The organism is Candidatus Thiodiazotropha sp. CDECU1 (assembly GCF_963455295.1).
GTDB lineage: Bacteria > Pseudomonadota > Gammaproteobacteria > Chromatiales > Chromatiaceae > Thiodiazotropha.
In genome coordinates this window covers 1718827-1740784 of sequence record NZ_OY734020.1, presented here as the reverse complement: position 1 = coordinate 1740784, position 21958 = coordinate 1718827, and the positions used below count along the sequence as shown (strand labels likewise).

Sequence of the window (21958 nt, the reverse complement as noted above, 5' to 3'; positions counted from 1 at the left end):
ATCGGACGCCAGAAAAGTTACTTTTTCTTTGGACCCAGCACCATCACCATCTGGCGGCCCTCCATGATGGGTTTCTGTTCAATCTGACCGTAATCGGCCAGATCCTTTTCAACCCGTTCAAGAAGTTCCAAACCCAACTCACGGTGAGCGTGCTCACGACCGCGGAAACGCATGGTCACCTTGGTCTTGTCCCCATCTTCAAGGAAACGTATCAGGTTGCGCAGTTTTACCTGATAATCCCCTTCGCCTGTCCCTGGCCTGAATTTGATCTCTTTGATGTGTACCTGCTTCTGCTTCTTTTTGGCGGCCTGCTTCTGTTTCTTCAGTTCAAAAAGAAACTTGCCATAATCCATGACGCGACAGACAGGGGGTTCCCCGTTTGGCACGATCTCCACCAAATCCAGTGCTGCCTCTCGAGCGGCTGCATGAGCCTGTTCAATAGAGACGACACCTACCTGTTCACCATCAGCTCCAATGAGTCTTACCTCACCAGCTGTTATGTCATCATTCAGACGGTGCTTTTTTACAGCAGCGATAACCTATCCCTCCAAAAAGTCCAAACCCGAAAAGTAGAAAAGCACCGGATCTACCGGTGCTTCACACTCAGCTCACACGTTGTGTAACTTCAGAATTCATACGTTCGATAAAAGCCTCGATTGGCATAGCGCCAAGATCTTCACCTCCTCGTGTACGAACAGCTACCGTGCCCTCTTCCATCTCCCGATCACCTACGACCAGCAGATAGGGCACGCGCATCAACGTGTGCTCGCGGATTTTAAAACCAATCTTCTCATTTCTCAAGTCCGATTCGACTCGAAAACCGTTATTTCGCAGGGATTTGAGGCATTTTTGCAAATATTCGCTCTGTCGATCGGTGATATTCAACAAAACTGCCTGTACCGGGGCGAGCCAGAGAGGCAGCGCACCGGCATAGTGTTCAATGAGGATTCCAATGAAACGTTCCAGTGATCCGAGGATCGCCCGATGCAGCATTACAGGGACCTTTTTGCTGTTATCTTCAGCGATATAGCTGGCACCTAGCCGCTCAGGCATGGAGAAATCGAGCTGGATGGTACCCAGTTGCCAGATCCGACCGAGGCAGTCGCGCAGGGAGAACTCGATCTTCGGTCCATAGAATGCACCCTCCCCCGGCTGCAACTCCCAATCCAATCCCTGGTGGTTTAGCGCTTCTTCAAGTGCTTTCTCAGATTTATCCCATACCTCATTTGATCCAACACGCTTTTCTGGTCGAGTGGATAGCTTGATCAAGACCTCATCAAAGCCGAAATCCCGGTAGACTTCCAACAGCAGATCATTGAAGGCCTGCACTTCACTCAGGATCTGCTCCTCGCTGCAGAAGATGTGGGCATCGTCCTGTACGAAGTTGCGCACCCGCATCAGGCCATGCAGGGTGCCTGACGGCTCGTTGCGGTGGCAGGAGCCAAACTCCGCCAGGCGCAGGGGCAGGTCCCGGTAGCTCTTGAGCCCGTGGTTGTAGATCTGGATATGGGCCGGACAGTTCATCGGCTTGATGGCGTAGACCCTGTCGTCGGTCTCGGTGATAAAAATATCGTCCCGGAACTTCTCCCAATGGCCCGATTTCTCCCACAGGGTGCGATCGATCACCTGGGGGGTATGCACCTCCTGATAGCCGTGAGCCTTCAGCTTATCGCGAATATAGTCCTGAATCGTGAGATAGATGCGCCATCCCTTATCGTGCCAGAAGGCCATCCCGGGGGCCTCTTCCTGGGTATGGAAGAGATCCTGGGCCTTGCCGATCTTGCGATGATCCCTTTTCTCCGCCTCTTCCAGGCGGTGCAGATAGGCCTTCAGCTCCTTCTTGTCACGCCAGGCCGTGCCATAGATGCGCTGCAGCATCTCATTGTTGGAGTCACCCCGCCAATAGGCGCCCGCCACCTTCATCAGCTTGAATCCCTTACCGAGTATCCCAGTGCCGGGCAGATGGGGTCCACGGCAGACATCGAACCAATCCCCCTGGCGGTAGATCGAAACCTCCTCGCCTTCGGGGATGAACTCCTTGATGATCTCGACCTTATATTTCTCACCGATCGAATCGAAGGTTTGGATCGCCTCTTCCCTGTCCCACACCTCCCGTTGCAGTGGCAGGTTGCGCTTGACGATCTCGTGCATACGCTGCTCGATCTTCTTCAGATCATCCGGGGTAAAGGCGTCGTCCCGGGCAAAGTCATAGTAGAAACCATCTTCGATGGCAGGCCCGATGGTGACCTGGGTACCGGGATAGAGCTCCTGGACCGCCTGTGCCATGACATGGGCTGCGTCGTGACGGATCAGTTCCAACGCCTCATCGTCGCGGCTGGTGACGATGGCGAGTTCACAATCCTGTTGGACCAGATAGGAGGTATCGACCAGGCGACCATCGACCCGGCCGGCCAGAGCGGCCTTGGCTAGTCCGGGACCGATATCCGCGGCGATCTCGTGCACAGTGACCGCTTTATCGAATTCACGTTGGGAACCATCGGGGAGAGAGATAACGGGCATATTACTTCCTCATCAGTGGTGGCCCATACGAGAGGCCACATGAAATTAAAAAAGCCGGCGCCAATGAGGCCGGCCCTATGTATTTGATAGCTAAATATAGACGGCTTGTGCCGTTGAACCTGCCCCTCTATGAGCCACTCGATCACATGACTGGTTTGTTGTCATGAAATCAATGGCTTATTGGGACAAATCCGCTGCTGGCGAAGTCTATACACAGCGGATCGACAAGTCAAAGCCGGGATACTAATAGAGTCCAACCAGATCAATACTCCAACTCAGCTATTGGCGGTGCGGCAAGCCGCACCCTACATATAAATTGCCCGTAGGGTGCGGCTTGCCGCACCGTTTTTCTCTGAAAAGTGGCAGCTTTACGATACTCCGGTCTCCGGTATGACGGGTTTCCCTCGCAGCAACCAACCACCCAGGAGCGATGCTATCGCCAGGGTATATACGATCATTGCCCCTGCCGGCAGATCGAACAGCGCAGCCAGCACCAATCCCAAACCATATCCTGTTGCCGCAATCAAATAGCCGAAGTAATCGGCTTTCCTCTCCCGCTGGCGTACAGCCAAGGCAGGGAGAATGAGGGTGGCGAAGACCAGAAAAACACCCACCAGTTGCACAGAGGCGGTGATGGCCACTGCAAACAGCAGGTAGAAGACCAGCGTGGAGCCTTTGCGCAAGGGTGAAAACCATACTCCGAGCACGAGCGCATAGAGCAGCGCCACGGGAATGATCTGTTGGTAGCCGACCCAGAGGATCTGCCCCACCAACAGCTCCTTCAGCTGCTCCCCGCCATGGGGATTGGCGGCCAACAGCAGGATGCTGCCACTGGAGGCGAGGATAAACAGACTGCCAATCAATGCCTCTTGAATCTCCGGCCATTTACGCTCGGTCAGATGAATGAGAAAGGCTGCAGCCACAGCAGCGCCGACAGCAATCAGCTGGACCTGCCAACCCCCCGGTTCCCAATGCAGGCTGTGGGCGGCCACAATACCCATGCCTGCCGTCTGCGCTACCGCCAGATCGAGAAAGATGATCCCCCGCTTCAACACCTGTCGACCCAGGGGCACGTGGGTGGAAGCCACTACCAGGCCTGCCAGGAAGGCTGGTCCGAGGATAGTGATGTCGAGCCCCTCCCAGTTCACGGCAGCATCTCAAGCAGACGATCCAGGGTCACCTCGAACAGGCTGAACAGATCGTCTACACCCTCTGCGCCGCCCACGGTGTAGGGAAGTTCCACAGCGGGTATCCCGGTGAGTTGCGATAACCTCTTTGCTGCCTTGGGATTCTGGTAGTGGGTATGGATGATGGCAATGGCCGGTTCTTGCAGCAGGCTATTTTTCAGTTTCGCCAGATGTCCCGAAGATGTGGGTAAACCAGGTTTTGGTTCCAACGATCCACTCTTGACCATACCCAACCAATCAAAGAGATACTCCCAATCCTGATGATGAACCACCATCCGCACACCCTTGAGTGGCTCGGCACGGGTTTGCCACCGCAGCAGTGCGTCCTGCCACCGCTGGGAAAAATCCTCCAGCCGCTGGTGAAAGTAGTCCCTGTTGGATGGGTCGAGGCTTACCAGGCGTTCGCTCAGGGCGATGGCGATGGTCTGCAGCCTGCGCGGATCGAGATGGACGTGGGGATTGCCCGAAGCGTGCACATCCCCCATTGAGCGATCCAGACTGTCGGGAATCCCCAGGCGTTGAATCTGTTGGGCCGCTTCAAAATAGCCGATCTGCCCGGGCAGTACCTTTCGATTGCCAGCCTGGCGCTGCAGCATCGGCAACCAGCCGATCTCCAGCTCGGCGCCGCTGCAGACCAGCAGATCGGCACGCCGCACCTTGGCGATCAGGCTGGGCCGTGCTTCGATGCGATGGGGATCCTGGTGGGCAGTGGTGGCGGAGACCACCTTCACCCGATCCCCACCCAGGGCCTGGGTAAGGGATGCCCACTCCGGCTCACATGCGAAGACACTGAGTGCCGCCATAGCGCTGTTGCTCAATCCCCATGCCAATGACAACAAAAGGATACGGTATTTTAATGTCATCGCTGGACTCCTAAAATTGGTGTGCCCCATGGGGTCCAAGGCTCATAATGAACTGCAGGGTCAGGATGTCGTCCGAGTCCTCATATGAGTCATCCTTGGCATACTGCAGCCGCAGCCTGCTGTACTCGCTGTGGGAGTAGTCGGCCATCAAGGTGACCCGCTCCGGCGTATGGCCCTCGTCATCGAGTCCCGCCTCCGCCAATACCTCCTCATCCGATCCCCGGTTGTCCGATTCGAGCCAGTCATAGCGCAGACCCACACGCCAGCGAGGCATGAACTGATAGACGGCCTGCAGATACCACCCCTTCTGCTCACCGTCATAGGTGCTCGATTCAGGGGATTCCGAACCGTCATCCATGATCACGTCACCCTCCTCGTCGCGGATAAAGTACTCCCCTTGCAGCTTGAAATTCCGCTCGCTGGCATTACCCAAGGGGGCCCATTTCCAGACGAAATCGATACCGCTGACACGGCTGTCACCACTATAGGTGGGCGTCTCCTCTGCTCCATCATCATGGTGATGACCACCGGATGTACGCTCCTCCACATCGGCCTGCCAGTGGGAGAATCCCACCTGCCAGGCATGACTCGCTCCGATGTCGCCCCCTAATTTAGCGAACAGGGAACTGGCGCCCTTGCCGTCATTGCTGGCGCCGGCTGCAGGGAAGCGCTCACCACGCAGCAGCTCACCACCCAGCAGCAGATAGAGATCGGTGGGGGCAACCCAACTGACCTGCACACCGTCATCGATCAGTTGATCACCGAAGAGGCCGCGATAGACCAATGGCGCATCGACAAAATCCCAGGCGTGGCCATGTTGCTGATTGAGATAACCGATCCCTGAAAAGAAGCGCCCGGCTTTGATGTTCAAGCCGTTACCCAGGGCCACTGTCTCGATGAAGGCCTCTTCCAACTCCACCTCCGTATCGCCTTCGTGGTCGGCAATCGCAGTGGTCAACTTGCCGTAGAAGAGATCATCCACATTCGCACTGATGGCCAGCTCGTTATGGCCAAGGTGGAACCCCTCCTCCCCGCGGCCCGCTTCTCCACCCAGCATAAAGCCGGGCAGTTCATAATCGGATTCATTATCAAACGCAGTGAAACGCCCATCCAGGATCAGACTGATATCGGGATTGAAACTACTCCCCTCCGCAAATGCGGTGGAGAGGGTTGCCAGCGACATCGCTGACACCATTGAAAGCCGTAAGAGCATGTCGGTTCTCCAACAAACATAGACATGTGCTGTGTGCACACATCCGTAATCAAAAATAAATTGTGTTTGTGTCTCTGAGTCAGAGAGAGTGTGGCGGAGCCCGGCTAAGATAGGGGCCGGTCCATGCCACTCTGAGATCCGATTGGAAGAGGTCTGGTGTGAGAAAATAAGCAGGTTTTAGAAAACTGAGGCTGTCTGAAACGGTGGGCGCATGGTCTTTGGCAAAACCCATCAAACATTGCTCACACACCTCATCATGATTCAGGTCATGCTGATGGTACAGATGGTCCAGCCATCCGGCCTGAGACAGCAGGAGACAGAGGGCGAGCAATCCCTGTAGATATCTCCTCATATCATCTCCACTGATTAACACAGACCTGGATGGAGTATTGACACATATGCGGTTATGTCAACGTCTATCCCGGTAACCCTAGATAATGTTATAATATAACATAACATTACAGACAACCTTTATTTTTTATGCAAATAGCATGGGGGAAAGCGTGCCGACAGTGCGATTGCTCATCATTATGGCAGCGTTTCTTTTCGCCCTGTCAGGTAACGCCCACGGAGCACTGAAAGTGGTGGCCACCCTGAAGCCGGTGCATTCGTTGCTGGCAGGCTTGATGCGGGGCGTGGCGGAACCACAGCTACTCCTGGGCGATAGTCAGTCACCCCACAGCACGAGCCTCAAGCCCTCCCAGATCAGGCTGTTGAACGAGGCGGATTTGATCGTCTGGGTTGGGACCGAACTGGAGCCTGCCCTCTCCCATCTGTTAAAACCCCAAGCCTATCGGGCCGAGGTGGTGAGTTTGATGGAAACCCCTGATCTTCTCCTGCTGCCCATGCGCGATCGGCATGAGTGGCACTCGCATGGGCAGCATCACAACCAGCAGAGCGATCATCCGGATCAATCCCCAAAACCGAATGTATATGACAACCATATCTGGCTGTCGCCGGAAAATGCGGCAGCGATGGTTCGCCACTTGACCGGAAAGCTGATCGAATTGGATAACGCCAATAGCGCCAGCTACAGCAATAACAGCCAGCGTCTCTTAAACCGGCTGAAAACTCTTGATCGTCAGATCCAGGCTGATCTAGCGACGATTGCGAGCGCCCCTTATATTGTATTTCACGATGCCTACCAATATTTCGAAGCACACTATGGCATGCATACCCTGGGCACGGTGAACATTAGCCCGGAACAGTTGTCCGGTGCACGGCATATCCATCGCTTACGGCAGACAATCAAACAGAGAGACGCCCGTTGCCTCTTCACCGAGCCCCAATTCGAACCAAAGCTTGTGAACACCCTGGCGGAGGGTCTGGGGGTGAAGATCGGCCAGTTGGATCCGCTGGGTATGCAGCTGCCGACAGGGCCCGATTGTTATTTCTCGTTGCTCAGGGGGCTTGCCGACGATCTGCTCAACTGTCTCTCCATGGAGCAACAGCAATGAGTCAATCCAAGCAGTGGCACAAATTTCCCCCAGCCGATCATGATCATCGACACTGCGTGCAGAAGGCCTTGCAGAATGCGGAAGACTACTGTCGGACAAAGGGGCTGCGTCTGACCAAACTGCGCCACCGGGTACTGGAACTGATCTGGGCCAATCATCGACCGGTGGGGGCCTACGACCTGCTGCAACAGTTGACATTGGATGGACACAAGGCGGCGCCTCCCACGGTCTATCGCTCCCTCGATTTTCTCCTCGAGCACCAACTCATTCATCGCATCAACTCTTTGAATGCCTTTGTCGGGTGCGACCATCCGGGACTCGACCATGCGGCACAATTTTTTATCTGTCAAAGTTGTGGTCAGGCCGCCGAGCTTGATGACAGCAAGGTGGAATCCGCCATAGCCAGGCATGCCAAGCAGATCGGCTTCAGTGTCGAGGGAAGAAGCATTGAAATCACGGGCATCTGTACCCAATGCAAGAGAATGCATCGGGATGGCTAACAACCATACACCACTGGTGACGGTCAGGGATATCAGCGTCAGGCTCCAGGGCCGGCAGCTCCTGGAAGGCGTCAGCCTCAAAGTGGACCCGGGAGAGATCGTTACCCTGATCGGCCCCAACGGCGCGGGCAAGACCACCCTGGTGCGCATCATCCTCGGTCTGCTCAAGGCCGATACCGGTGAAGTGAACCTAAGGCCAGATCTGCGTATCGGTTATATGCCGCAACAACTGGCCCTCTCGGATAACATGCCTTTGACCGTTGCCCGCTTTTTATCCCTGGGGGCTCAGAGAAGCAACCGCGAAATCAAGGGGATTGTGGATGAGTTGGCGATTGACAAATTCATGCAACAGCCGATGCAACGGCTCTCTGGAGGCGAACGCCAACGGGTACTGCTCGCCAGGGCTTTGATGCGGCAACCGGATCTGCTGGTCCTGGATGAACCCGTGCAGGGGGTCGACGTCACCGGCCAGGCATCCCTGTTTGCCCTGATCACTGCGATCCGCGATCGCTTCGGCTGCGGCGTGTTGATGATCTCCCACGACCTCCATCTGGTGATGGCCACCACCGACCAGGTACTCTGCCTGAACCAGCATGTCTGCTGCTCGGGACATCCGGAGAGCGTCAGTCAACACCCCGCCTATCTGGAGTTGTTCGGCGCGCCGGCCAGCGCCAGGCTGGCAGTCTACACCCATCACCACGACCACACCCATGACATTCATGGCGACATAAAGCCCAGCCATGAGGATCACACCCATGGATGACTTTTTACTGTATGCACTGATCGCCGGGCTGGGGGTTGCCCTGGTGACAGGCCCGCTGGGTGTATTCGTGGTATGGCGACGCATGGCCTACTTCGGCGATACCCTGGCCCACTCCGCCCTGCTTGGGGTCGCCCTCGGATTTCTGCTGGGGATCAATCTCAATCTCGCCGTGATATTGCTCGGCATCCTGTTGGCGCTGCTGCTGGTGGCCATGAGTGGCAACCGCCAACTCTCCCAGGATACCCAGCTCGGTATCCTGGCCCATAGCGCACTCTCCCTGGGCCTGGTGGTGATGGCCTTTCAAAGTTCGGTGAGGATCGATCTGATGGGCTATCTGTTCGGCGATATCCTGGCGGTGACCACCACCGACCTGCTTTGGGTCTGGGGTGGCGGGGTGGTGGTGCTAATGGTACTTATCCTGATCTGGCGCCCTCTCCTATCCCTCACCGTTCACCAGGAGCTTGCCCAGGTGGAGGGGGTGCCGGTGGGTCGAATACGGCTGGTCTTCATGCTCCTCATCGCCCTGGTGATTGCGGTCTCCATGAAGATCGTGGGGGTGTTGCTGATCACCTCCATGATGATCATTCCGGCAGCGGCGGCCAGGCGTTTCAGCCGCACCCCGGAGCAGATGGCTTTATTCGCAGCGGCAGTCGGGGCACTCTCTGTGGTCCTGGGACTTGCCGGCTCCTGGCAATGGGATACACCGGCCGGACCTTCGGTTGTGGTGGCGGCGGCCATGTTGTTCGGTGTGACTCAGCTTGTTCGGCAGTCGGCATGATCGAATCCAGAAAAGAGCGCTCGACAATCCTGCAGATCTGATGCATCCTGCCAATAACCATATAAATCTGTAGGTGATTTACAAGATCCAGCCAGGATGGCTAATTGGACTGCCTGGAGAACCTTATGTTCATGGCTGTGTTTTTTAGATCAGCAAGAAACAGTCTCCGCCATCTTTGGATGCATACAGCACACTTCGCCATCGGTTTTAGCGTCTGGCTGCTGCCTCTATTCTGCCAGGCTGACCCGCCTCCAGTACGCTCGGCGAGTGAACTCGACTACCCTCCCTTCTCCGTTGTGCATGAAGACAACAGTGCCGGCGGCTTCTCTGTCGAACTGATGCAGGCCGCCGTCCAGGCCATGGGCCGCGAAGTCACTTTTGCGGTCGGCCCCTGGGCGGACATCAAACAGGATCTTGAGGCGGGTCACCTTGAGGCACTCCCGCTCGTGGGCCGCACCCCGGAACGGGAAGCATTCTTCGATTTCACCGTACCCTACATCAGTCTTTATGGCGCGGTTTTCGTGCGTGATGACGAAAATCGCATTAAGGTGCCGGAAGATTTAGCCGGTCGAAGCGTCGGTGTCTTGCAGGGTGACAATGCGGAAGAGTATGTACGACGGGAGGGAATTACCGACCGGATTGTGGCGACAAGATCCTATGAAGACGCATTCATGCAATTGTCCGAAGGAGATATCGATGCGGTCGTGGCACAGCGGCTGGTCGGTCTCACGCTGATCGACAAGCTTGGACTGAATAACATAACAACGGCCATTGCCCCCCTGCCGGGCCTTAAGCAGGATTTCTGTTTCGCGGTCACGGAGGGAAACAAGGAGTTGCTTGCACTACTCAACGAGGGACTTTCGGTCGTCATCGCCAATGGAACCTATGAGCAGATTCGGGAAAAATGGCTAGGCATATTGGATAGGGAAAAAAACCAAAAGCTGCTCTACTTCCAGGTGGCCACCGGATTAATGGGCTCGATCTCACTTATTCTGCTGGCCCTCTTTGCTTATCAACACTGGAAAGAGCATCGCAATCTAAAAATCAATGAAGTGAAATTTCGCACCCTGTTCGAGAACATGGCTCAGGGTGCCTTCTACCAGAGAGCTGACGGGGTTCTGCTCGATATCAATCGCGCCGGATTGGAGCTGTTCGGCATCACCCGTGATCAATTTCTGGGAAGGACCTCTATGGATCCACAATGGAAGGTGATCCGGGAAGACGGCTCGGAGATACCGGGCGAGCAGCATCCCTCGATGCAGGCCTTACGCACGGGCAAACCTGTGAAAGGTACTATTCTTGGCGTCTTCAATCCTCAAAGAGAGGTCTACGTCTGGTTGAATATCACCGCCATTCCCCAGTTCATGCCGGGCGAGAACAGCCCCTACCAGGCCTTCGTGACCATGCACGACATCTCAGCAAGAAAGGAGACCGAAGAGAGACTCAAACAGCAGGCGACACACGACCCTCTAACCGGCCTCTATAACCGTAAAGAGCTGGAAACCCGGCTAACCCGGGAAATAGCGCGATGCATTCGGTATAACCACAGGCTATCGGTCTTTATGCTGGACATTGACCATTTTAAACGTGTCAACGATCAATACGGCCACCAGATCGGAGATACGGTACTGACGAATTTAACATCGTTATTTGAACGCAGTATTCGCAAAACGGACTTTTCGGCTCGATATGGTGGCGAGGAGTTTGTCATTGTCCTTTCCGAGACGCCACTCGACCAAGCCAAAGACCTGGCAGAGCGACTTCGCAAGCGGGTTGCCGATCATCCTATACGTCTGGAGAACAACGAAGAGATCAACTTAACCATCAGTATCGGCGTCGCCACCTACCCGGATCACGCCGAATCCTGGAAAGAGCTGATCAAATCAGCCGATATGGCTATGTATGCCGCGAAAAAAGCCGGGCGCAATCAGGTGAAAACAGCCGACAATGCGAGTGCCGCGCAGGGATAACCTGAACCGTATCTGGTGCTATTGATGTCTTGACTCGCAAGTTAATGGCTCAACCAAGCATATTCAGAACTACCTAAAAGTAGTAACCCAGATTGATATTGAATCGATGCTCGGTATCCCCGCTATCACTCCCCATAGTGCCCCCGATAAAGGGTTGATTCTCAGCGCTGATAAAATCGATATAGGTATAGAGACCACCGGCGGACACAGCGACGCCAAGCACATTCATCCAAGTGTCGTCCAGATTGGCGGACTTATTGGTAATCAGTGAATAATCGTTATAGAAAGTCAGGTTGGTAACCGGTCCCCAGACGACAGGCAGACTGTAGGCGATGTTGGCGGTATAGGTATCGGCTTGTGCCGGAATGGTGTCGTAGAAGCTGTAGGCGCCGACCGCCATCAGATCCGCACCGTCATCCACATCATACTCGTAGGTAGTGGCCTGTAACTGGAGATTCCAAGGGCCGTAATCTCCCACCAGGTGTATCGCATAAGCATTGTGGTCACCCACCTTGTCGCTGCCGTCATGCAATAAACCATATTGGACCGAGCCACCCAGTTCGATGTTGAGTTTGTCGCTCATTTCGAGTTGATAGGCGACTCGGGCATTCCAGGTGTTGTTCTCCGCCAGGATATTGGCCGGCTCATCGAAGGTGCCCTCACCGGCGACCCGGTAACCCACCACATCATACGAGTAACGATCCTCACGATTGTCCACATATCCGTCCGCACCACCCTGTTCATCATTCAGATAGAAGCCGAAGCGAAGGTCCCAGGGCCCCGTTTTATGCAGGAATTTGATACCGGCATCGTAATCGTCCTCCAGACCCACATAGTAGTTGGAGCTGAAGAAAAAATTGTGCGAGTTGTAGGGCAAGACACCAAATGGGACCTTATGTATACCGAGCTGACCCTGGGTCTGCTCGGAAAAGTCGTAACCGAACCAGGCGTGGTGCACCACATTCATATACTGAAACCAGCGCCACTCGGCGGAGAGGATGAGATCCCCGATGGTGCCGTCCAGATTCAACCTGAAGATATCGAAATCGAAGTCGCCGCTACGATCCCGGTTACCTTCGTTGTAACGTTCGTTGCTGTACTGCAAGCGTACAGCACCGCCCACCCTTATACCGTCCGTTGCCGTCTCTGTTGACTCGCTCTGTTCCGCGGCGACTTCTGCATCCGCCTCTTCAGATTCACTCTCGATGTGTTTTTCCCCCTGGCTCTCTTTCAACAGCCTTTCCAGCTCCTGGATCCGCTGCTTCATCGATTCAATCTCCCGGGAAATCTGCTCCGTTTCGCTCCCCGCAAACAGATTGCCGGAGATAAAACATAGAAAAATGGCGCCCAGCAGGGGGGTATGTCTTAGCTGTGGGAGAGTCGGCATCATTATCTCCTTCCTAAAATATAGCTTAGTGATCGAACTAAATTAGCCTCGACTGATATGGGGGCTCATAGGATCGACACTTTGAATTTACCAATAGTTTTGTGGGTAATCGGCAGATTTGAATTTATCGGTCGGATCGTGCATTCTGTTTAGTACACTAAACAATTTGAATCGCCTATGTCAAACGATACGATCGATTACGCTACCGAATACGAGATCGGCCAGGACAATCTCAAGATGTTCGGTATGGACCTGCACAATCCGGTCTTTTTCATCAGCGCCACGCTGATTCTTCTGTTTGTGATCACCACCCTGCTCTTCCCGTCAGATGCAAAGACACTCCTCGACGGCGCCAAGGGCTGGTCGATAGAGAACTTCGACTGGCTCTTCATCTGGAGCGCCAACCTGTTCGTCATTTTCTGCATCGCACTGGTCTTCCTTCCCGTGGGCAAGATCCGCATTGGCGGTGTAGATGCCAAACCGGAGTTTTCCACCCTCTCCTGGTTTGCCATGCTGTTCGCCGCTGGGATGGGCATAGGCCTGATGTTCTGGAGTGTGGCGGAACCGGTCGCCTACTACACCGATTGGTACGGCACCCCCCTGAATGCAGAACCCCACACCGCGGAGGGCGCCCGGGCAGCCATAGGCGCCACCATGTTTCACTGGGGCCTGCATCCCTGGGCAATCTATGCCGTCGTCGCCTTGTCCCTCGCCTTCTTTGCCTTCAATAAAGGCATGCCCCTGACCATCAGGTCCGCCTTCTATCCGATCTTCGGCGAGGCGTGCTGGGGCTGGGTAGGCCACATCATCGATCTACTGGCCGTACTCGCCACCATCTTCGGCCTCGCCACGTCCCTGGGTTTGGGTGCTCAGCAGGCGGCCGGCGGGCTGCAACACCTGTTCGGCATACCCAATGAGATCAATACCCAGATCGCCATCATTATCGGCGTCACCAGTGTGGCGGTTTTCTCCGTGATTCGAGGTATTGAAGGTGGGGTCAAGCTACTCAGTAACATCAACATGGCTTTCGCCGCTTTTCTGCTGCTGTTCGTGTTGATACTTGGACAGGGGCTCGGCTTTTTTTCCAGTCTGGGCCGTACCGCCGGTGCCTATATGGAAAACCTCCTCCCCTTGAGCAACTCGTTCGGACGGGAAGATGACACCTGGTTCCACGGCTGGACCGTGTTCTACTGGGCCTGGTGGATATCCTGGTCCCCGTTTGTCGGCATGTTCATCGCCCGTATCTCAAAGGGGCGAACGGTAAGACAGTTCATCATTGCGGTACTCCTGGTACCGACTGCTGTCACCATGATCTGGATGACGACATTCGGCGGCACCGGCCTGGACCAGGCGATGAACAACGTGGGACAGCTGGGGTCGGGGATCTCCGATGTCTCCCTGGCCATGTTCCATATGCTGGAGAACCTGCCGCTCTCTTCCATCACCTCATTTCTGGGCATTGCCCTGGTGCTGATCTTCTTCGTAACCTCTTCGGACTCCGGCTCATTGGTGATCGACAGCATTACCGCGGGTGGGAAGGTGGATGCCCCGGTACCGCAAAGAATTTTCTGGGCGACCCTGGAAGGGGTGATCGCGGGGACGCTGCTTTATGGCGGCGGCGCGGAGGCGCTCAAGGCGCTCCAGGCGGGCGCCATCAGTGTCGGACTTCCCTTCACGGTTGTCCTGCTGTTGATGTGCGTAAGCCTCTACAAAGGCCTTTCGTATGAGCGTAAAAATGCTCAATAAACATTACCGCCGAATGGATATCAAAGAGAAACACTCGCTCACAGGCAATGGCCTTCTATAGCAGCACCCAGATAACCTGTGTGACTTTTCAGATTAATATTGCGTAATAGCCTAATGGTGGAACACCACCATACAGGCTCACTAATCTGTCGAATATGTTATTGTTGACCATTGAGTTAACTGACAATCACTTCGGTATGCAACACCTGGATCGACACTTTTGCGACATAATCTTAGACTTTGATAGGTCTGTTTATGGTTTACGACAATGAGATGACAGAGAACATCCTGATCGCTTTGAGAAGGGTGATCAGGGCCATCGATCAGCATTCGAGAAACCTGGTGCAAAGCCATGGTCTGACGGGCCCACAGGCACTGTTGTTGACGGAGATTGTCCGTAACGGCTCTCTCACCGGTAGCGAATTGGCAAAACGGGTAAGCCTGAGCCAGGCCACGGTGACGGATGTGGTCAAACGACTGGAAGCGAGGAAACTGCTTGAACGGAAGCGCGATTCAGTAGACAAGCGGAAAGTTCTGCTACGCGCTACGGAACAGGGTGAGATACTGGTCAAACAGTCGGTGCCACTGTTACAAGAAAAATTTCAAAGCCGCCTGAGCGAACTCAAAGACTGGGAACAGAACCAGCTACTCTCTTCCCTGCAAAGAATTGCAGAGATGATGAATGCGGAGGATCTGGATGCGGCACCCATGCTGACCAGTGGCGCGATTACCGCATCTCCCGAGGCCATTGAAGAGGCTGTCACTCCACACAACGAAGATCAAACAGCCAAACCCTGATTTGCTGGTTTATGCAGCCGACCAGTAATCGGTTGCAATACCATCCCCCAGATCGGCCTCGATGAGGCGCCCCCTGACTTCGAGCAACTTCTCCAGCAGTGCCGGTTCGGCCGCGCTATAGGCATCCGCATCAGGCACCCGCTTGACCACCACCCCCAACAGCTCGGTGATGGCGTTGCCGATGGAGTTCTGACTGATGGTAACGATCAGTTTGCCGGCCTCGTTGCGATAGATGAGTTGTTTGAAGGCCGGTTGCCAACGAATGGAGTTGGCATACTTGGCATCCACGATACACTGGTCCCTGACCCGCTTCGCGGTGGCGAGGAAATCGTTATTGAACAACAGCACGTTCTCCACCTGTTGTGGGTAGTAGACATCCTTTGGTATGGGGGCGTTGCGGGTTGATACCTGGCTGAAGAAGGTGCGATAAAAATCGATAAAGCCCTCCAGGATCGCATCGTACTCATGCCAGAAACGGATATTCTGCAATGCCTGCACACCTCCCCGAATCTCCCAACAGGGCAGCCCTTGGGGATAACCGGTCAACTTGATATTCGACTCGTCAGAGCTGATCGGCTTCAACACCTTGAGTTCCAGGGCGCGATCGAAGAACTCCCGATAGACATCCCGCATGTAGGACTGGAACAGGCTGTGCTGTCCCCCATCGGTGAGGTTGGGATTATCCAGATCGGCCAGCTCGGCCTCTCTCAACTGCTGCATGGGGAAGACCATGAAGTGGTTATGCAGCATACGGATACTCGGCACCCCCGGGGAGGTCAATGGCCAGGTGGCATCCAGGCTGGCCTCACCCGCCAGGATCAGGTGGGTAGCGGGATCGGGATAGCGTTCCACCATATAGTCGATGATGATCTGGTTCATGCGATTCCACACATGACGAACGTTTTCCGGCACCTGGGTCCGCCGTACCGGTCGTCCCAGGGGATCGAGGATCACCTGGGAGGTGTTGTAGATAATGGAGGTATCGAACTCGTTGCTGTGACCCAGGGCCTTGCGATAGAGGAGCAGATGCTCCGGATTCATCAGCAGACCGTTGTTGTGCACCAGGTCGTTGAGGTTTTCCGTACTGTTGAAAAACTCATTCGGTTTCATCCCCTCGGGTACGTCCAAGGGTATGGGACGAAAGGGATTGATGATCTCGCGGGGTCCGTACTCCATTCAAGAAGCCTCCTGTCGGTGAACTGCTTAGCGATTCTCGACTGCAGCCGTTGTGCGTTACCCTAAACAGCAGGCTCGATGAAAACAAGATCATAGAAAATCTTATGGGTCTATTGAGTGATTTTACGAAGAATAGATAACCATTTGTTTTCACTACCTTCCCGTTAACTCCCACTCCCTTAAAATTAGGTTAGCTATTATTTTACCCACGTCATTCCGGCGTATGCCGGAATCCAGTGAATACACTCACAAGTTGGATACGGTGACAACCACACATTTCCCAATCTAAATTTGGTTTCAATTTTGTTCCATGGTAGATGCTATTGCAGGCATAGCACCTGGATTCCGGCATTCGCCGGAATGACGAGTAACACATATATGAAGGAACACTTATTCTCTATTTTCATATCCTACATAATCCTCTTCCCTATAAAATTACCTGAGTACACTGAGTTATAAGGAAGTGCCCTTGGGGGTATACTGAAAGGGCTAACCGGCATCCCTGCCGCTTCTCCGAAAGACAACCGTCAGGCGCCTACTACCAATCATTGAGGACGACAGACAAGCGTGATCATTATCCTCATGGGAGTCTCAGGCTCCGGCAAGACAACCATCGGAAACGACCTGGCGCAACGCCTGGGTTGGCGTTTCATTGAAGGTGACGACTACCACCCTGCCGAGAATCGGGAAAAGATGTCGGCCGGTGTCCCCCTCGAAGACAAGGATCGCCAGCCCTGGCTTGATGAGCTGGAGAGGGTGATAACCCAAACCATCGAATCGGGGGACGACGCGGTGCTCGCCAGCTCGGCCTTGAAAGCGCGCTACCGGGAGCAACTGCGGGTGGACCCCGAACAGGTTCGACTGGTCTATCTCTGCGGTTCCTACGAGCTGATCCTGGAGCGGTTGAAACAGCGCATCGGCCACTTTATGAAACCGGAGATGTTGCGCAGTCAGTTCGATGACCTGGAGAGGCCTGCTGATACCCTGGTGATCGACATTCACCAACCCCCGGACAAGATCGTCGATAGCATCATCGAGCAACTCTCCCTGCCTACCACCCGGCTGCTGCTGGACGGCCTGATGTTTCCCGAGGCGCCCCGCTGGCGGGACGGCTGGCTCTGGTTCACCGATCAGCACGCCCAACGCATCGTGCGGGTCTCACCGGAAGGGGAATCCGAAACCATCGCCACCCTGGATGACCTGCCGGGTGGGCTTGGCTGGCTGCCGGACGGCCGCCTGCTGGTTGTATCCATGACCAAACGGCAACTGCTGGTACTCGAAGAGGGCGGAGTCCGGCTTTATGCCGACCTCTCGGATCTCGCTTCTTTCCACTGCAACGACATGCTGACCGATGACAAGGGCCGCTGCTATGTGGGCAACTTCGGCTACGATCTACACGGCGGCGCCGACCAGAGCCCCGCCGAGCTGATCCTGGTGCGTGGTGAGAACGACGCTTCGGTTGTGGCCAAGGAGCTGATCTTCCCCAACGGCTGCGCCCTCACCGCGGACGCTTCCACGCTACTCGTCGCCGAGACTTTTGCCTCGCGTATCAGCGCCTTCGATGTGGCAGCGGATGGCAGCCTCTCCAAGCGACGCATCTGGGCCGACTTGGGTGATGCCTATCCCGATGGCATCTGTCTGGACAGGGAGGGTCTGCTCTGGGTTGCCGCACCCAATCAATCGCTGCTGCTACAAGTACGCGAGGGTGGAGAGGTCGTGCGCAGGATCAAATCCATGGGCGCGCCCTACGCCTGCATGATCGGCGGTAGTGCCGGCGAATATCTCTTTATCGCCAGCTCGGAAACCGATGATCCCGAAGTGGCCAAGCAGCTAAAAGGTGGACGAATAGAAGTCATGGAAATTCAGACTTGATGGCTGATCCTAGCCACCAATAGCAGACGTTTTAAGAAACCCGCACATAGTAAGTGCCACGTCCGGTACCTTTTGATTCAATAAGACCCATCTTGACCAGCTTAACAAAATCCAGCTTTCTCGATGCTAGGCTGCGTGTTGATATCCCGCCATATTCCCTTTGTGTAATAGTGCCATGTTCTTCAATATAAGCGAGAATTTGACGATGATGAGGCTCTAACCGTGGTTTAGGTTTTGATTGATCCGGCAAAGCCTTTCGTACACGGCGAAGCTCATCCAATATCCCATCGGCGAAATACTCTAACCAATCTGAAAAATCTATATCATCTTTCAAATCATAGTAATCGCCCTCAAGACCCACGGCCTTGAAGTAACGCGTGATGTTACGATTGTAATAGTTCTCAAAGCTGAATATCTCAAACAGGTCAAGACCTGCCTTCCCCAAAATAGCAGTGGTTAACAACCTTGTTGTTCTGCCATTGCCATCAATGAAGGGATGAATAATCACGCATTGGCGATGAAAAATACCCGCCAAAATAACGGCATCGATCTTCCCTATATTACGTTCAATGAATTTGAACAAGTCGCCGGTGAGTTTCCGAACATCTTTGCTATCGGGTGGGATAAAGACAACTTCATCAATTATTCGTGGATTATGAATAATGACCGGAGCTTTCCTCAAAGCACCACAGTGTGTTGGGTTGTCAATTAACCCATGAACGACCCGACCCTGAATTTTCTCAAGGGTTTTTATACCCAGCTTGAACTTACCCGAGCGCACATCAGCATAAAGAGATTGCAGCGCTTTATTGTAATTAAGCACCTCACGTTCAGTATCACGCACATGCTCTTTTCGGGTCTTTAGCAGGCGCTTCACATCGGTGAGCGGTAAGGGGTTTCCCTCAATACTGGTGGAAGCGTAGGACGATAACTCCCTGGCCTCAATCTCCAGCTTGGCCAAATCCTGATCGCTCAAATGGCATGATTTAAGCTCCCCCAACGCCTCCCCTATTTCACGGATTGTTGAGAGAAGCTTATTGCTAATTGTGTAATCAGGCGTCCAGCTCATAGCCTTAAATTAGCTGATAATTAGCCGCAAAGCAACTAAATAACAAGCCGCAAACTAGCCTTAAATGAGCCGTGCTATTGACGGGTCTGACCTATGCAACCCATAGATTTCATTCGCGTTTCGTTTCATGACGTTGTGTTTTTCTCGCTTAGAAGGGCTTTTACAGCAACAAAAACACCTATGTAAGCTGCCGATAATGCAAAATAGTAACTGTTGGCCCATCACTTTCTTATACGATAACTTTTCAACTAAAAAATGAGTTTTTAGCCTATTTTTTTGGCCAAATATTGGGCTGTTATCCTCCTAAATCAGTCTGTTATAAAGGTCCGACCCCACACACAAGACCCCACACACAACCGTCAATTTGCCCTGTTAGCCAATCACGGCCAAAGCAACGCTTTTGCGATAAGTCTCTTAAGTTTCGACTTACCATCCACCCAAAATGGATTAATATCGACGCGCCTCTCACTATTTGGAACACCTTGCCCTATTGAAACGTATGCTAATTTGTCAAGTTCTATTACGATTGGTATTGACTCTTCGTCGTTACCCTTTGAATGAGTACAGAAAACAGGGTCTTTACTACTGAGTTCTGTAGCATATTCTCGATACCACGGCCCCCATCTTATTTTGATGGTATGCTTGACGCCATCATTGGCAGGTTCCGCCAAGAAGCGAATCCAAACTGGTCCGTGATAGGCTCTCGGATGATTAAACGTAAAATTGCGACTCGCTTTACCTCTTAGTAATTCTATGAGATTCTGCAAAATTTCTTCTTTATCGTCAAAATGAAGATATTTCTTTGATTTCAGAAACGGGAATGCCGAGAAAAAGTCACTTTGTGAGCAGGAAAGAACCGGAAGAAGTGTCACGGTATCCGTCTCTATTTCTCTTTGAAAGGCCGTCAATATTTCTTTCTTTACCCAAGGGCTCTTCAGCGAGTTCACAGATATAAAAACTACAACAAAGCGAGCAGATTCAATTCCTGAAAAAACACGCTCAATAATGCTCTCACCCCACCCTATATCCATCTTATCAAGGAAAAACTCAACTCCAGAGTTTTTCAGAATACTTACAAAATCTAAAACCTCATCTGAATCGACGGTACTGTAAGATATAAAGACATCTTTAGTAAATTCGTTGATTTCACTGGGATCTGTCATAAGCGATTAATCCTGCAACTATGCCACTTTTCTTCGTGCTATTTCTTGGCTAACATTTAAGCTGTGAACGCTAACGAAGCGCAGCGTAGTTTGCGTGCGAGCGAGCGCTTCGCGAGCTGTTAGTGATGCCCGCCTACATTAACTAACTGATAGACATTAACCAATTCTTGTTGAACATTTCTCAATAGCCACCTTACTGCGCTCCAGTCATTCAGAAATTGCTCTAATTCCGGAAATCCCTTCTGACGCTCAAGCGGATTTAATCTAGGATTGCTTTTGTTCTCCCACCAGTGACGATAGTTCACCTGCCATTTTTCTAAAAACGGCCTAAGAACGTCTTCCATCATCCGATTTATCAATACACCAAGATGATCTTTGTTGTCCCCATCTATCTTTCCGACCGGGAATTCCCGCATGATTGCCCGCGCCTCTTGAAAGAACTTATATAGCGAACTAAGGCTTTCAATATAGAGCTCGCCGCTGAAGTCTGCACATTCCGCATCTCCTGGCTTCCCTGTAACCGCTACTCGTGTAGACAACTCCGTGTAAAGCTCCCACGCACATTGCCTATCATCATCACTTAGATCGGCCCCCAACTTGACGATCCCAAGATTAAGTGAAAATGATCCTTTTTTTAGAACAGCCATATGTCACCCGTTTCTACGACGCATCTGTCGTGAGTTATTGATTAATGTTGGTGGCCTTGAATTAGCCAGTTCGATTGCTTGTGCTATTGCCTGTGTAGTAAGCTCATGCCACTGAAGCCAAACTGCATAGCCAGAGTGGTAATTGTCATTAAATCTATCGGGTACAAAAACACCATTATTGCTTAATATGCTCCCGGGCAGGTTGATCCCAATAAGGCCATGGCACTTATCTAAAGCCGCCTTAATCTCCCAATCCACATATTTTCTCTGCGGAGTTTGAGCGCCGCATAAAACAATTGTGCAAGATGTGCCGGTAATATTGTTTTCTCTAATCCTGCGCATTACATAATCTGGATCATCACTGTCAATCGCTCGATCTAACGAGCTATCTTGAACCACGTCATAGGTGTCACTAAAAATGCGAGAAAATTCATTGTAATACCATTGGTCGCCTCCATGATGGTAACTAACGAATATTTTTCGTTTAGTTGGAATAAAAAGCGACCCTAGTAATCCGTTAGTCATTCTTTAACCCCTCAACCACTTTCCCAGGCTTACGGCAGTATTCTCAAATTATTGACGGGCCGGACCTATGCAATCCACAAATTTCATTCGCATTTCGTTTCATGACATGGTGTTTTTCTCGCTTATAAGGGCTATTACAGTAACAAAACACCTATGTAAGCTGCCGATAATGCCAAACAGTCACTGTTAGCACATTACTTTCTTATAGGATAATTTATTAGCCGAAAAATGAGTTTCTATCATATTTTGTAGCCAAATATTGGGTTATTATCTTTCTAAATCAGTCTGTTATAAAGGTCCGACCCAGCACAAGCTGCAACTATG

At 52.9% G+C, this 21958-nt stretch carries 20 protein-coding genes; 9 read left to right on the top strand and 11 right to left on the bottom strand.

Annotated features, from left to right (window positions below; translation table 11 throughout):
• Nucleotides 1-17 precede the first annotated feature (17 nt).
• The 5 genes from infC to R2K28_RS07905 form a co-directional block, all read right to left on the bottom strand.
• Nucleotides 18-476 (bottom strand): translation initiation factor IF-3, encoded by a 459-nt coding sequence (infC, locus tag R2K28_RS07925; protein ID WP_442871434.1) that lies wholly within the window; start codon nt 474-476, stop codon nt 18-20.
• 127 nt (nt 477-603) lie between these two features.
• Nucleotides 604-2520 carry a threonine--tRNA ligase gene (gene thrS / locus R2K28_RS07920; protein WP_316368990.1) on the bottom strand — a complete coding sequence of 639 codons (1917 nt, stop codon included), beginning with the start codon at nt 2518-2520 and terminating at the stop codon, nt 604-606.
• A 368-nt stretch (nt 2521-2888) separates the two neighbouring features.
• Nucleotides 2889-3668, bottom strand: coding sequence for a metal ABC transporter permease (locus R2K28_RS07915; protein WP_316368987.1), 780 nt, complete (start codon nt 3666-3668; stop codon nt 2889-2891).
• Entirely contained in the window at nt 3665-4570 is a 906-nt protein-coding gene (locus tag R2K28_RS07910) for a metal ABC transporter substrate-binding protein (RefSeq protein ID WP_316368985.1), read from the bottom strand. Before R2K28_RS07910 ends, R2K28_RS07915 begins: the two co-directional genes overlap by 4 nt.
• 10 nt (nt 4571-4580) lie before the next feature.
• Nucleotides 4581-5753 carry a TonB-dependent receptor gene (locus R2K28_RS07905; protein WP_316368983.1) on the bottom strand — a complete coding sequence of 391 codons (1173 nt, stop codon included), beginning with the start codon at nt 5751-5753 and terminating at the stop codon, nt 4581-4583.
• 241 nt (nt 5754-5994) lie between these two features.
• On the opposite strand from R2K28_RS07905, the gene R2K28_RS07900 reads away from it, so the two are divergent.
• The 6 genes from R2K28_RS07900 (at nt 5995) to R2K28_RS07875 (ending at nt 11251) form a co-directional block, all read left to right on the top strand.
• Nucleotides 5995-6123, top strand: a complete 129-nt coding sequence (locus tag R2K28_RS07900; protein ID WP_316368982.1) for a hypothetical protein — start codon at nt 5995-5997, stop codon at nt 6121-6123.
• Between the two features lie 163 nt (nt 6124-6286).
• Complete coding sequence (locus R2K28_RS07895) at nt 6287-7240, top strand: zinc ABC transporter substrate-binding protein (protein ID WP_316368980.1); 954 nt, start codon at nt 6287-6289, stop codon at nt 7238-7240.
• Nucleotides 7237-7740 carry a Fur family transcriptional regulator gene (locus R2K28_RS07890; protein ID WP_316368978.1) on the top strand — a complete coding sequence of 168 codons (504 nt, stop codon included), beginning with the start codon at nt 7237-7239 and terminating at the stop codon, nt 7738-7740. Before R2K28_RS07895 ends, R2K28_RS07890 begins: the two co-directional genes overlap by 4 nt.
• Nucleotides 7733-8503 (top strand): zinc ABC transporter ATP-binding protein ZnuC, encoded by a 771-nt coding sequence (gene znuC / locus R2K28_RS07885; RefSeq protein ID WP_316368976.1) that lies wholly within the window; start codon nt 7733-7735, stop codon nt 8501-8503. Before R2K28_RS07890 ends, znuC begins: the two co-directional genes overlap by 8 nt.
• Nucleotides 8496-9281, top strand: coding sequence for a zinc ABC transporter permease subunit ZnuB (gene znuB, locus R2K28_RS07880; protein ID WP_316368974.1), 786 nt, complete (start codon nt 8496-8498; stop codon nt 9279-9281). Before znuC ends, znuB begins: the two co-directional genes overlap by 8 nt.
• A 131-nt stretch (nt 9282-9412) precedes the next feature.
• Nucleotides 9413-11251 (top strand): diguanylate cyclase, encoded by a 1839-nt coding sequence (locus R2K28_RS07875; RefSeq protein ID WP_316368972.1) that lies wholly within the window; start codon nt 9413-9415, stop codon nt 11249-11251.
• Nucleotides 11252-11324: 73 nt separating this feature from the next.
• Here R2K28_RS07875 and R2K28_RS07870 read toward each other — a convergent pair whose 3' ends face one another.
• Nucleotides 11325-12641 carry a carbohydrate porin gene (locus R2K28_RS07870; protein ID WP_316368971.1) on the bottom strand — a complete coding sequence of 439 codons (1317 nt, stop codon included), beginning with the start codon at nt 12639-12641 and terminating at the stop codon, nt 11325-11327.
• A 174-nt stretch (nt 12642-12815) separates the two neighbouring features.
• Here R2K28_RS07870 and R2K28_RS07865 point away from each other — a divergent pair, with 174 nt between their 5' ends.
• Entirely contained in the window at nt 12816-14384 is a 1569-nt protein-coding gene (locus tag R2K28_RS07865; protein WP_316368970.1) for a BCCT family transporter, read from the top strand.
• Nucleotides 14385-14657: 273 nt separating this feature from the next.
• A complete protein-coding gene (locus R2K28_RS07860; protein WP_316368969.1) occupies nt 14658-15182 on the top strand; it encodes a MarR family winged helix-turn-helix transcriptional regulator in 525 nt (174 codons plus the stop codon).
• A 9-nt stretch (nt 15183-15191) separates the two neighbouring features.
• Here R2K28_RS07860 and R2K28_RS07855 read toward each other — a convergent pair whose 3' ends face one another.
• Nucleotides 15192-16358, bottom strand: a complete 1167-nt coding sequence (locus R2K28_RS07855; protein ID WP_316368968.1) for a hypothetical protein — start codon at nt 16356-16358, stop codon at nt 15192-15194.
• Between the two features lie 567 nt (nt 16359-16925).
• On the opposite strand from R2K28_RS07855, the gene R2K28_RS07850 reads away from it, so the two are divergent.
• On the top strand, nt 16926-18230 hold the full coding sequence (locus R2K28_RS07850) for a gluconokinase, GntK/IdnK-type (RefSeq protein WP_316368966.1): 1305 nt from the start codon (nt 16926-16928) through the stop codon (nt 18228-18230).
• Nucleotides 18231-18261: 31 nt separating this feature from the next.
• On the opposite strand, the gene R2K28_RS07845 is transcribed toward R2K28_RS07850, so the two are convergent.
• The 4 genes from R2K28_RS07845 to R2K28_RS07830 form a co-directional block, all read right to left on the bottom strand.
• On the bottom strand, nt 18262-19299 hold the full coding sequence (locus R2K28_RS07845) for a Fic family protein (protein ID WP_316368963.1): 1038 nt from the start codon (nt 19297-19299) through the stop codon (nt 18262-18264).
• Between the two features lie 380 nt (nt 19300-19679).
• Entirely contained in the window at nt 19680-20462 is a 783-nt protein-coding gene (locus R2K28_RS07840) for a toll/interleukin-1 receptor domain-containing protein (protein WP_316368961.1), read from the bottom strand.
• Between the two features lie 119 nt (nt 20463-20581).
• Complete coding sequence (locus tag R2K28_RS07835) at nt 20582-21109, bottom strand: hypothetical protein (RefSeq protein WP_316368959.1); 528 nt, start codon at nt 21107-21109, stop codon at nt 20582-20584.
• A 3-nt stretch (nt 21110-21112) separates the two neighbouring features.
• On the bottom strand, nt 21113-21634 hold the full coding sequence (locus R2K28_RS07830) for a TIR domain-containing protein (protein ID WP_316368957.1): 522 nt from the start codon (nt 21632-21634) through the stop codon (nt 21113-21115).
• Nucleotides 21635-21958 lie beyond the last annotated feature (324 nt).

What these genes read in the sequence shown, in the direction of transcription:
- thrS (WP_316368990.1), bottom strand. Translation starts at nt 2,520, where the DNA reads ATGCCCGTTATCTCTCTCCCCGATGGTTCCCAACGTGAATTCGATAAA.
- R2K28_RS07910 (WP_316368985.1), bottom strand. Translation starts at nt 4,570, where the DNA reads ATGACATTAAAATACCGTATCCTTTTGTTGTCATTGGCATGGGGATTG.
- R2K28_RS07905 (WP_316368983.1), bottom strand. Translation starts at nt 5,753, where the DNA reads ATGTCGCTGGCAACCCTCTCCACCGCATTTGCGGAGGGGAGTAGTTTC.
- R2K28_RS07900 (WP_316368982.1), top strand. Translation starts at nt 5,995, where the DNA reads ATGGTCTTTGGCAAAACCCATCAAACATTGCTCACACACCTCATCATG.
- R2K28_RS07890 (WP_316368978.1), top strand. Translation starts at nt 7,237, where the DNA reads ATGAGTCAATCCAAGCAGTGGCACAAATTTCCCCCAGCCGATCATGAT.
- znuC (WP_316368976.1), top strand. Translation starts at nt 7,733, where the DNA reads ATGGCTAACAACCATACACCACTGGTGACGGTCAGGGATATCAGCGTC.
- znuB (WP_316368974.1), top strand. Translation starts at nt 8,496, where the DNA reads ATGGATGACTTTTTACTGTATGCACTGATCGCCGGGCTGGGGGTTGCC.
- R2K28_RS07875 (WP_316368972.1), top strand. Translation starts at nt 9,413, where the DNA reads ATGGCTGTGTTTTTTAGATCAGCAAGAAACAGTCTCCGCCATCTTTGG.
- R2K28_RS07870 (WP_316368971.1), bottom strand. Translation starts at nt 12,641, where the DNA reads ATGATGCCGACTCTCCCACAGCTAAGACATACCCCCCTGCTGGGCGCC.
- R2K28_RS07865 (WP_316368970.1), top strand. Translation starts at nt 12,816, where the DNA reads ATGTCAAACGATACGATCGATTACGCTACCGAATACGAGATCGGCCAG.
- R2K28_RS07860 (WP_316368969.1), top strand. Translation starts at nt 14,658, where the DNA reads ATGACAGAGAACATCCTGATCGCTTTGAGAAGGGTGATCAGGGCCATC.
- R2K28_RS07855 (WP_316368968.1), bottom strand. Translation starts at nt 16,358, where the DNA reads ATGGAGTACGGACCCCGCGAGATCATCAATCCCTTTCGTCCCATACCC.
- R2K28_RS07845 (WP_316368963.1), bottom strand. Translation starts at nt 19,299, where the DNA reads ATGAGCTGGACGCCTGATTACACAATTAGCAATAAGCTTCTCTCAACA.
- R2K28_RS07840 (WP_316368961.1), bottom strand. Translation starts at nt 20,462, where the DNA reads ATGACAGATCCCAGTGAAATCAACGAATTTACTAAAGATGTCTTTATA.
- R2K28_RS07835 (WP_316368959.1), bottom strand. Translation starts at nt 21,109, where the DNA reads ATGGCTGTTCTAAAAAAAGGATCATTTTCACTTAATCTTGGGATCGTC.
- R2K28_RS07830 (WP_316368957.1), bottom strand. Translation starts at nt 21,634, where the DNA reads ATGACTAACGGATTACTAGGGTCGCTTTTTATTCCAACTAAACGAAAA.